The sequence below is a fragment of the Hymenobacter antarcticus genome (genome assembly GCF_039539545.1).
GTDB classification, from domain to species: domain Bacteria; phylum Bacteroidota; class Bacteroidia; order Cytophagales; family Hymenobacteraceae; genus Hymenobacter; species Hymenobacter antarcticus.
The window spans coordinates 17,756-29,021 of sequence record NZ_BAABDI010000045.1; the positions used below are offsets into that span (position 1 = coordinate 17,756).

The following is an 11,266-nucleotide window of genomic DNA, read 5'->3' on the forward strand; positions in this document are numbered from 1 at the left end:
GAAAAACAGGAAAAAACCGGCTGCCCGAAGGCGGCCGCTGCTCTCTTTCTCCATCCGTCCTCCGCGAATGCTGAACCTATGAATGCGCTGGCAGGTCTCCTGGCTTGCTCCGCCGGGTGGGCCGCCTTCCCATTAGATGATTGATAATCAATCAGCAAACAGTGGCGTGTGTGGCCCACCCCGATATGAAGCGTACAGTTGCGGGGACAGCTCCGGCATTAAACCGGATTCCCTTTTCAGCCGCGCCCCGCGATTGGGGGTTGGCACCATCGCAGGGCAAAGGTAAGGGGTGGGAGTTAAGGGTTGAGGGCTGAGAGTTGAGAGTTGAGGATTAGGCAACAGATAACGTAACTCTCAACTTTTAACTCTCAACTCTTATCTGAACCTACCGGCGTACGGTGAAGCCCACGAAATACTCCCGGTCACTAATCCGGTTCAGGGCCAGGTGGGTACCGAAATCCAGCTGCAGGTTGTCGTTGAGCTTGATAATTGGGGCCACGTTCACGGAGGACTGCCAGCGGCGCTGCTGGGTATTCCACTGGGCCACGGCCTCGGTGATGAGGCCCAGCTTGCGGGTAAAATCGTATTCGAGGGCCACGGAGGGCACCATGTTCAGGTAGCGCTGGTCCTGCTCCCGGTCGTAGGCTACTTCGGATTGCAGTTGAGCTTCGAGGTTGAGCTTGTCGCTCAGCTCCACATCGACCGGCAGCACGAGGCCGTACTCGACGGCGCCATCGCCCACCGGGCCGCCGGTGGGCAGCCGCGCGTAGCCGATGATGGCCAGAGCAAACCTGCCCAGATGGTCGTCGCCCACGAAGTTGTGCTTCACCCGCAGGGTCACGTCGCCGAAGCCGGCGTGGCGTTCCTCAAAATCGCTGGCCCCGCTGGGGCGCTGCTTGAGCACGGTGTAAAGCGGGGCTTCCAGCTGCACATCGGTGCGGCGGCTCAGGCCCAGCTTGAGCATGGTGTAGGCCGCGTGCAGCTCCCGGGTGCGGTCCTCGTTGCCCGTACCGCCGTTGATGAGGCGCAGGGCATCCATCTCTACCTGCAAGTGCCCGGCATCGACGGTGAAGGGGCTTTCCGTCACGCCGGGGCGGTCGGGTTGCAGCTCGCGCAGGCGATTGCGCGGCACCGGCTTGAACAGGTTGAAATGAGCCGAATCGTAGGGAGACGTTTTGGCCGGGGCCTGGCCCCACGCCGCATCGAGGGTAAGAAAAAAAACAGAAAATAAGCCGGCGAAAAAGTGTTTCATGGCCGCTTGTACGCAAAAGCCGGGTTTTCGCCGGTGCGGCCACCGCGGTTGGCCAAAAGCAACTAGCCCGAGAGATATTTTCAGGACCATCAAATAACAGAGAGACCCAAAAAGGTTTCGGGCCGGGGCTGCCGTAAGGGCCCGACCCGGCTTGCCATGCCCGACCTTTGCCCCGAAAACCCGCCTGCATGACCGTTACCCAACTCAAGAACCGCCTCGGCCTGCTTTCCCTCGTGGTGAGCATCGGGCTGGTGGCCGTTAAGTTCTACGCCTACCACCTCACCCGCTCCCAGGCCGTGCTCACCGATGCGCTGGAAAGCATTATCAATGTGTTTACCAGCGGTTTCGCCCTGTACAGCCTGTATCTGGCCAGCCTGCCCAAGGATGAAAACCATCCGTACGGCCACGGCAAGGTGGAGTACCTGTCCATCGGCTTCGAAGGGGCCCTGATTTTCATTGCCGGCGTCTTTATTCTGTATAGCGCCTCGCTGAGCCTGCTGCACCCGCACCCGGTGGCCCGGCCCGACTGGGGCGTGCTCCTGCTGGCTAGCACGGCCGTGGTGAACCTGGGCGTGGGCCTGCTGCTGGTGCGCACCGGCAAACGCCTGAAATCGGTGGCGCTGGTGGGCGATGGGCAGCACCTGTACATCGATGCGGTCACGTCCATCGTGTCGTCGGGGGCGCTGGTGCTGGTGGCGGCCACCGGCATCGAGCGTTTCGATGCGGGCGCGGCCCTGCTGCTGGGCGGCTTCATTCTGGTGAACGGCGGGCGCATGCTCCGCCGGGCCGTGTCGGGCCTGATGGACGAAACCGATACCGCCGTGGTGGCCGAGGTGATTGCTGAGCTGCAGGCCCAGCGCCGCCCCTCCTGGATTGACGTGCACAACCTGCGCGTGCAGCGCTACGGCTCCAACCTGCACATCGACTGCCACATGCAGATGCCCTACTACTTCAGCCTCGATGAGGTGCACACCCAGCTGCACGACATTGAGGAGCTCATCCGGGCCCGCTTCGCGGTGGAAGTAGAGATGTTCGTGCACGCCGACCCCTGCACGTTTGCGGCCTGCTCGCTGTGCCTCATGCCCGCCTGCGCCGTGCGCCAGCATCCCTTCCGGCACGCCATTGTCTGGACGGTGACGAACGCCGTGAAGAACGAGCGCCATCACCTGAGCTAAAACGTGTACCCCGAATTTCCAATTCGGCCGCCTGAACGTGTACCCTGAATTTCCAATTCGGCCGCCTGCACGAGCTGTTCGGGTATCGTTCCCGCGGCCGAATTGGAAATTCGGGGTACACGCTCCCGCGAGTCAGGCCCCGGCCCGGCTTGCAACGCACAAAAAAGAGGGCCGCGAAATTCGCGGCCCTCTTTTTTGTGGGTATTCCGAATCGGGCTATTGCCCGCGACGAACTTCAACCCACCCTTTGGTTTTGTTGCCACTCGCGTCGGTGAGGTAGTAGTAGTACACCCCGTCCACCTGCTCGCCGCCACCCCAGGTATTCTGGTAGCTGGCGTATTCCTGCACCTTGCGGCCCCAGCGGTTATATATTTCCAGCTTGCCCCCGCGCTGGGCCACCGGCACCACGAACACGTCGTTCAGGTTGTCGTTGTTGGGCGTAATGATGTTCGGCACGCTCAGCTCCGGCACGATGACGATGCGCTGGAAAACCGAAGCCGGGCACTGGCCGCGGTTGGCAGTGCTACCCTGGGGGGTGATGAGCGTCGACGCCGAGCTCAGCTGCACAAGGTAGGTGCCACCTTGCGCCAGCACCAGGTTGCCGGGATTGTAGGTACGCGAGAATACCTTGGGAGCGTCGCTCACGAGGCGGCCGGCCCCATCCTTAATGCGCTGGTACGTCCAGCGGATAGAGTCGAGGCGGAATACCGTTGAGGTAAACCCATTGGCGGGCAGGCCATTGATGCGCGGCGGCAGTCCGTCGATGGTCGTCTGGTTGTTGAAGGTGTAGGTGATGGGCGGAATCAGCCCACCCGCGGGCTGGCTGGGGTTGGTGCGCGGGCGGCTCGAAATAGAATCTGTGATGGCGAAGCGGGCCACCACCGGGGGCGACACGCGCACCAGAATCGAGGTCGTATCGCCGCAGCCCGGGCCGAAGCCACCGTTCGGGCTGATTCGCAATTGATAGCGGCTGGTCACGGTGGGGTTCACGGTGATGTTCTGCTGAGCAGCCGTGGTGGCATTGAAACCATTGCCGCGCACCACACTCCACTGATAAGCGTAGGTCTGCAAGCGCACGATGCCAGTGGCAATGCTACGCACCGAGTCCGGACGGACCACCGAGCCGCGTAGGTTCAGCGAGCCGCTGCACAGCGTCACCGGCGTCACGTTGGGCAGGCCACTGCCGCCTACCGTGGCCAGTGCCGTGGCAAAGTTGCCCCGCAGTACCCGAATAACGATTACCCGGTTCTGAATGCCCTTGATGGGGCAGGCGTTGTCCTCGATGCGCAGGCTGATGCGGATAACCCGGCCCACCGTGCTGGGCGAAGGCTGGAAGAAGAAGGTGGCCCGGGGATTGGTCGAGCCGTTGGCGGTGGCGGCAGCGGTGCTGAATACGAACGTCCCGACATCGCCCGAGTCCAGCAGGTTGGGGTCGCTGTTGATGTTTGGGGGCACGCTCACGGTCAGCAGCTGGTTGGCGCTCGGAATCCGGAGGTTGTCGGGGTCGGTGAAGTTGAGCTGCACACGCGAGAAGCTGCACGAATACACGTCGATGCGGGTCGTATCGGTGGTGTTCACGGCATTGGTGTTGGAACCCGGCGTCACGGGGCTGACCACTACGGGGTTGGGGGTGGTGTTGCCACCGCAGTCCGTCACAATCAGGTTGGCTTCGCGGCGCACGGTGCCAATCACGCGGCGCACCCCGTTGATGCGGCGATACTCGGTGAGCAGCACGGCAATCTGATACTTGTTGCGGCCCAGGTTCGACGCCGTGTTGGCGTAGAACACGCTGGGCGTAAAGGAGATGGTGCGTGACTGCTGGTTAAAGATGAAACGAGGAACAGCGTCACGAATCGGGCACTGCCCCACCGTGTCGATACCCACCGGAATGGGCAGCGTAGGACTAAAATTACCAGTGCCCCCAATACCTGGCAGGCGCAGTACGCACAATGGGTTAGTCCTCAGAATAATAACGCCGCCACCAGTAGAACCTGGATAAGCCGTGTAGGTCGCCGGGGTGCCGCAGCTTTCGAGCGGAGCGGTGAGCGAGTAGACTACGGAATCCCCATCAGCTTCAATCGACGAGTAGGTGATGGTGGTGGGCTGCTTCCAGCACACGTACTGAATCGGAATATCGAGCGGGTCGAACTGCGGCGAGTTGTTGATAACGGCCGAACCGTTGGGCGCGGCGCGGTTGTCGAGGGTAGCCTGCACGTACAGGTCACCGCCTATGATGTTGGCCAGCGAAGGACGAGCGTTTGAGTTGGTGCTCAGTTGCCAGTTGCCGGGGGCCAGGGTTACGTCGGCCTGGTAGGTATACACGTCGTAGTTGGGCAGGCCGGCCGGCCCCACGCACGGTCCCGAAGACACGGCCGCGCAGAACGGGTTACCCGCCGTCACGGCTCCTTGCGGCACGAGGGTAGCCGTGACGTTAGCGGCAGTATTGCAGGCTCCGTTGCGGCACTCCAGCGTGAAAGTACCTGGTGTGATACCGCTGCAGTCGCGGTACAGGCGGAATTTCACCCGATAGTTATTGCCCCCCAGGGAAGTGTAGGTGAGGTCGCCGCCCAGCAAGTGGGAAGCGTGCGCCGACTGCACCCCGCCCAGGAGGCAGCACGCAACAAGGAGCAGGGTGAAAGAGCGTAAGATTCTTTTCATGGGTGAAGAAGTTGGAGGTAACAGGGGTGAGAGAGGGGGTGAAAAAATGCGACTGGGTGGTCGGCTCCGGCTTAGCGAACCAAGATACGGGGATATAGGCAGCAGACCAAAATTCCGGAAATTTCTGCGGTCATTATAAGCAAATTAAGGGCCATAAACCCGAAAAAAATCTCGAATTTGAACTTAATTTTATTTATACTTTGCAGACCAGTTTTTCTTTGTAAGTTTCAGCGCTGTTAGTATTTATCGCGAATCCGCACCTTATGGCGGATATGGCTCCACCCCTACCATGGGCCCCGATAAGACGCTCAGCAAGTCTTCATTTCTCACCCCCCTTTTCTCCTTTTTCACCCGTTCATTATTATATGAAATACTTCTCCTCATTAGGGCCACCCAGCGCTACGCGGCGTTATGGGTGGCTTGCGCTGCTTTGGCTGCTGTGCTTCGGCACGGCAGCGGCCCAAACCTCCACCATCGGCTCGACGGCGGTGCCGGTAGTCGCTCCGGCCACCGGCTCCTATTTCTATGGGCCCATCTACCGGTCGACGGCTACTTCGGCATTCAACTTTTCGCGCTATGCCCACCTCTACACCCCGGCCGAGCTCAACATTCCCACCGGGGCGGTAATTACGGAGTTGGCGTGGCTGAAATCGGACGCGGGCACGCTCACCGGCAACAACATCTTTACTGTGCTGCTGGCCAATTCGGCCCAAACCACCCTGGTCACGACCCAACCCTGGGGCACCCTCACCACGGGGGCCACGCAGGTGTACACCTCCAGCACGCAGCAGGTGAGCGGCGTGGCCGGCGACTACTTCAGCGTGACCCTTAGCCAACCGTTCGTGTACACCGGCGGCAACCTGCTGGTGCTGGCCGACCACGAAAAGCAAGGCACCGCCTCGGCCGTTATCAACTTCGTGACCAACCCGGCCGTGGGCTTTGCCCTCGGCACGGCCGCCAGTACCGCCTTCAGCAACACAACGGCCCTCACAGCGGCGTCGTACGGCGACCGCCGCCCCACGCTGCGCGTGACGTATGCGCCCGGCGGGCCCTGTACCTCGCCGCCCACGGCGGGCACCACGCGGGCGTCGGCGGCGGCGGTATGCGCCGGCAGCACCGTAAACTTCTCACTGCTGGGCGCGTCATTTGGCACGGGCCAGACGTACCAGTGGCAGGTATCGACCAACGGTACCACGTTTGCGGACATTACCGGGGCTACCAGCCCGGCCTACACCTCGGGGCCGCTCACGGCTACGCGCACCTTTCGCGCGGTACTGACCTGCGGCGGCCAGTCGGCCAGCTCCACGCCCGTTACGGTGACGGTGAACCAGGCCACTTTCGCCAGCCTGCCATTGGTTGAAGATTTTGAAGGAACCTGGGCGGATGCCTGCGCCACGCGTGACGTGCCCACCAACAGCTGGCGCAACATCCCGTCGGCGGGCGATGCCTCCTGGCGCCGCGACGATGACGGCGTGAGTGCTTCCTGGACCAGCCCCACCATTGGCGTTTATACGCCGGTGAGCAGTCAGGGAGCCCGCTCGGCCCGTTTCCACAGCTACTACGCCGGGGCCAATGCCCTTGGCACCCTCGACCTTTATATTAACCTGAGCGCGGCCGGCAACAAGGTATTGCAGTTCGACTACCTGAACACGGCGGGTAACGACTCGCTGCAAGTGCAGGTATCGACCGACGGCGGCACCACGTTTGGCACCCCGCTGCTGCGCCTTGGCGTGAGCGGCACCGTGGCCCAGGGCTGGCAGCCCCAGAACGTGAGCATTACTTCGACTTCGGCCACGACAATTGTTCGTTTCCGCACGAAGGTGACGGGCACTTTCACGTCGGATATCGGCCTGGACAACGTGCGCCTGAACGTGCTGAGCGGCGTGCCCACCTGCGCCACCAACCTGCTGCCGGCCGCCGGCGCTACCAACGTAAGCCGGGGCACCGCCCTGACCTGGCAGGCCGGCACCGGCGTAACCACGGGCTACGACGTGTACTTCGGCACCACGGCCACGCCGCCGCTGGTGAGCCCCAACCAGCCCGGCACCAGCTACACGCCCGCCGCGCTGCTGGCCGCCGCCACTACGTACTACTACCAGATTGTGCCCCGCAACGCCAACGGCCCGGCCGTGGGCTGCGGCGTGCAGAGCTTCACCACCAACAGCGTGCCGGTGTACTGCAACCCCAGCACGGTATTCCTGTCGGGCTTCTGCGGTTCCAACAACGTTACGGAGGTGACCGTAGGCGGCTCGGGCCTGAACGCCACGGGCCTCACCTGCGGCACGGTGACTACCTCGTTTGGCACCAGCGCCTACACCAGCTACCCGGTAGCGGGCAGCACCACGGGCACCCTGCTTCAGGGCCTGACCTACCCGGTTACGGTGAACAACAACGGCAACAGCATCCTCTCGGTCTGGATTGACTTCAACCAGAACGGCACGTTTGAGGCAACTGAGTGGACGCAGATTGCGACCACGACCACGGCCAACACGGCCGTAACCGTGAATATTACGGTGCCTGCCAACGCGGTGACGGGCCTCACCGGCATGCGTGTGCGCAGCCGCGGCACCGGCAATGCCAACGGCGCGGGCGACGCCTGCTCGACCTTCGGCGGCGGCGAAACCAAGGACTTCGTGGTGACGATTGGGTCGGCTCCGGCCTGCGCGCCGCCCACGGGCCTGACCGCTACGAACGTATCCACGACGTCGGCCACGCTGGCCTTCGGCGCGGGCAGCGGCACGGCTACCAACTACATTATTCAGTATGGCGTGAGCGGCTTCACGCCGGGCGGCACGGGCAGCACCACCATCAACACCACCAACCTGTCGGCCCCTATTACCGGCCTGACGGCCAACACTACCTACCAGTTCTACGTGACCAAGGACTGCGGTGGCGGCGCTACCAGCCAGGTTGCCGGCCCGTTTACCTTTACTACACTTTGCATTGCCCCGGTATATGCCACGCTGCCCGTGCTGGAAAGCTTCGAAAATACGTGGGTGAACGGTTGCGGCACGCGCGACATCCCCACTACCAGCTGGCGCAACATCCCCACCACGGGCAACAACTCGTGGCGGCGGGAAGACGACGGCGTGAGCGCGGCCTGGGTGAACCCGGCCAGCTACGCCTACACGCCCACCGGCAGCCAGGGCACGCACTCGGCCCGCTTCCACAGCGGCCAGGCCAGCAGCGGCCTCATTGGCACCCTCGACCTGTTTGTGAACCTGAGCGCCGCCGGGGCCAAGCGCCTGAGCTTTGACTACATCAACACCAGCGGCAGCGACTCGCTCGTGGTGCAGCTTTCCAACGACGGTGGGGCGACCTTCAGCCGCCTGGCGGGCTACAACCAGAGCGGCACGGCCGCTGCGTTCGTGACGCAGGTACTGCCCATCAGCAGCACCTCAGCCACGGCCGTTATCCGCTTCCGCGGCCGCGCCGACTTTGGCGTGACCGACATCGGCCTCGATAACATCATTCTTGAGTCAGCCACCGGCTGCCTCACCCCGGCTAACCTGACCGTGACGGGCACCACGGCCACATCGGCTACGGTATCGTGGCTGGCGGGCGGCACGGGCACCTACAGCGTGGTGTACGGCCCCACGGGCTTCAACCCGGCTACGGGCGGCACCACGGTGTCGGGCCTCACCGCGCCGCCCTACACCATCACGGGCCTCACGGCCAGCACGGCTTACCAGTTCTACGTGACGCTGAACTGCGCCGCGGGGGCCAACTCCGGCACGGCCGGCCCGGTAGCCTTCAGCACCGCCTGCGTTACCCCGGTGTACGCGACGCTGCCCGTGCTGGAAAGCTTCGAGAATACCTGGATTAGCCGTTGCGCTACCAACGAAGTGCCTACCAACAACTGGCGCAACACGCCCACCACGGGCAACAACTCGTGGCGGCGGGAAGACGACGGCGTGAGCGCGGCCTGGGTGAACCCGGCCAGCTACGCCTACACGCCCACCGGCAGCCAGGGCACGCACTCGGCCCGCTTCCACAGCGGCCAGGCCAGCAGCGGCCTCATCGGCACCCTCGATTTGTTCGTGAACCTGAGCGCCGCCGGGGCCAAGCGCCTGAGCTTCGACTACATCAACACCAGCGGCAGTGACTCGCTCGTGGTGCAGCTTTCCACCGACGGTGGGGCGACCTTCAGCCGCCTGACGGGCTTCAACCAGAGCGGCACGGTGGCCACGGGCTTCGTGACGCAGGTGCTGCCCATCAGCAGCACCTCGGCCACGGCCGTTATCCGCTTCCGCGGCCGCGCCGACTTCGGCGTGACTGATATCGGCCTCGACAACATCATTCTCGAATCGGCCACGGGCTGCCTCACGCCGGCGGCGCTCACGGCTACCACCACCACCACGACGGCTTCGCTGTCCTGGCTGACGGGCGGCACGGGCACCTACAGCGTGGTGTACGGCCCCACGGGCTTCAACCCGGCCACGGGCGGCACCACGGTGTCGGGCATTGTTGCGCCGCCGTACACCGTCACGGGCCTCACGCCGGGCACCACCTACCAGTTCTACGTGACGCTGAACTGCGCCGCGGGGGCCAACTCCGGCACGGCCGGCCCGGCCACTTTCAGCACGCAGATTCTCAACGATGAGCCCTGCGGGGCCATCGATTTGCCCGTGAGCAACACCTGCAATCCGCTGAACTCGACGATGGTGGGCGCTACGGCTACCACGGGCGTTGCCGCCGGCACCTGCACCAACTTCCCCACCGCGACGCCTCTCGACGTGTGGTATAAGTTCACGACGGCCGCCACGGGCCCGACCAGCACCAGCGTGCGCCTGACGGTGACGGGGGCTTCGGCCAACACCATCCGGGCGTATTCGGGCGTCTGCACTGGTACGCTGACGTTCGTTTCGTGCATCACGGCGGCCAACGGCACCACCACCGCGCCCAACCTCGACCTGACGGCGCTCACTCCGGGCACGACTTACCTCGTGCGGGTATCTACCTACAGCACTACCCAGACCAACCTCGGGCCCATCACCATCTGCGCCTCGCCGGTGCCAAACTGCCCCACGCCCGCGGGCCTGGGCACGGGCACCATCACCAACACCACGGCGGTACTCACCTGGTCGGCACCCGCATTGGCGGGCAGCACCTTCACGGTGACCTACGGCCCGACCGGCTTCACGCCGGGCGGCACGGGCAGCACCACGCTGTCGGGCATCACGACCCAGACGACGACCCTCACCGGCCTGCAAGCTGCTACTGTTTATCAGTTCTATGTGCAGCAGGTGTGCGGCGGCTTCAATGGCAGCAGTGCCCAGGCAGGTCCGTTCTCGTTCACGACGCCCCTCACGGCTCCCGCCAACGACGAGCCCTGCGGCGCGCTGGGCCTGGGCACCGGCACTGTTTCCGGCTCGAACGTGGGCGCGACCACCAGCGTGCAGAACGGCATCAACCTGCCCGCCTGCTCCTCGGCCCAGCTGCCCAGGGACGTGTGGTTCTTCTTCACGCCCACCGGCACGAGCACCACGCTCAACATCACCGGCACCACGGCCGGCATGGTGCGCGTGTACAGCAGCCCCAACTGCGCGAATGGTCCATTCAACCTGATTACCTGCGCCTCGTCGGGGGCCAACAACACGGCCATCACCGGTCCGATTAGCGTCACCGGCCTCACGGCCGGGCAGCGCTACTACGTGGCCGTGAGCGGCTACGGCAGCTCCGATGTCACGGGCGCCTTCACCCTGGCCGGCTCCGGCCTGGTTACCGCCACCAAGGCTCAGGCCGAGACCAGCGCCCTGCTCGTGTACCCCAACCCGAGCAACACCGGCCAGCTCACCCTGCGCCTGGCCGGCCTGCGCGGCCCGGGTCAGGCTTCGCTGCTCAACGCCCTCGGCCAGCTCGTGCGCACGGCCCCACTGGCCGGCACCGCCGAACAGGTACTCCCGACCCGCGGCCTGGCTGCGGGCGTGTACACCCTACGCGTGGCCGTGGATGGCAACATCCTCACCCGTAAAGTCGTGCTCGAATAGGGAAACCTAACTATTCCCGCTTGAAAAGGGCTGCTTCGCTTGGGGCAGCCCTTTTTGTTTCGTCTGTCGGGGCCGGAAATAGGTTGACAGCTTTCCCAAAAGATGTCATGAAAACTGAGTTTGAGCCGCGTGTGCGGCGTAGTCAGCGCGACTACAGTTTGCCCTTTAAATTGGCCGTGGTGGGTGAAGTC

4 protein-coding genes and 1 riboswitch are annotated in these 11,266 nt (G+C 63.8%); of the genes, 2 read left to right on the top strand and 2 right to left on the bottom strand.

Annotated features, from left to right (window positions below; genetic code table 11):
- Positions 1-72: 72 nt before the first annotated feature.
- A riboswitch (cobalamin riboswitch) is annotated at positions 73-286 on the bottom strand.
- A gap of 99 nt (positions 287-385) precedes the next feature.
- Positions 386-1,252, bottom strand: a complete 867-nt coding sequence (locus ABD819_RS20360) for a transporter (RefSeq protein ID WP_345127349.1) — start codon at positions 1,250-1,252, stop codon at positions 386-388.
- A gap of 188 nt (positions 1,253-1,440) precedes the next feature.
- Between ABD819_RS20360 and ABD819_RS20365 the strand changes: the two genes are divergently transcribed.
- The gene (locus ABD819_RS20365) at positions 1,441-2,427 is read left to right on the top strand and encodes a cation diffusion facilitator family transporter (protein WP_345127350.1); all 987 of its coding nucleotides are present in this window, start codon (positions 1,441-1,443) and stop codon (positions 2,425-2,427) included.
- Positions 2,428-2,643: 216 nt separating this feature from the next.
- Here the strand turns inward: ABD819_RS20365 and ABD819_RS20370 are convergent, their stop codons facing one another.
- Entirely contained in the window at positions 2,644-5,085 is a 2,442-nt protein-coding gene (locus tag ABD819_RS20370; protein WP_345127352.1) for a T9SS type B sorting domain-containing protein, read from the bottom strand.
- A 365-nt stretch (positions 5,086-5,450) separates the two neighbouring features.
- Between ABD819_RS20370 and ABD819_RS20375 the strand changes: the two genes are divergently transcribed.
- The gene (locus ABD819_RS20375) at positions 5,451-11,075 is read left to right on the top strand and encodes a fibronectin type III domain-containing protein (protein ID WP_345127354.1); all 5,625 of its coding nucleotides are present in this window, start codon (positions 5,451-5,453) and stop codon (positions 11,073-11,075) included.
- Positions 11,076-11,266 lie beyond the last annotated feature (191 nt).

Excerpts from the sequence above, each read along its gene's own strand:
- ABD819_RS20375 (WP_345127354.1), top strand. The coding sequence starts at position 5,451 with ATGAAATACTTCTCCTCATTAGGGCCACCCAGCGCTACGCGGCGTTAT.
- ABD819_RS20370 (WP_345127352.1), bottom strand. The coding sequence starts at position 5,085 with ATGAAAAGAATCTTACGCTCTTTCACCCTGCTCCTTGTTGCGTGCTGC.
- ABD819_RS20365 (WP_345127350.1), top strand. The coding sequence starts at position 1,441 with ATGACCGTTACCCAACTCAAGAACCGCCTCGGCCTGCTTTCCCTCGTG.
- ABD819_RS20360 (WP_345127349.1), bottom strand. The coding sequence starts at position 1,252 with ATGAAACACTTTTTCGCCGGCTTATTTTCTGTTTTTTTTCTTACCCTC.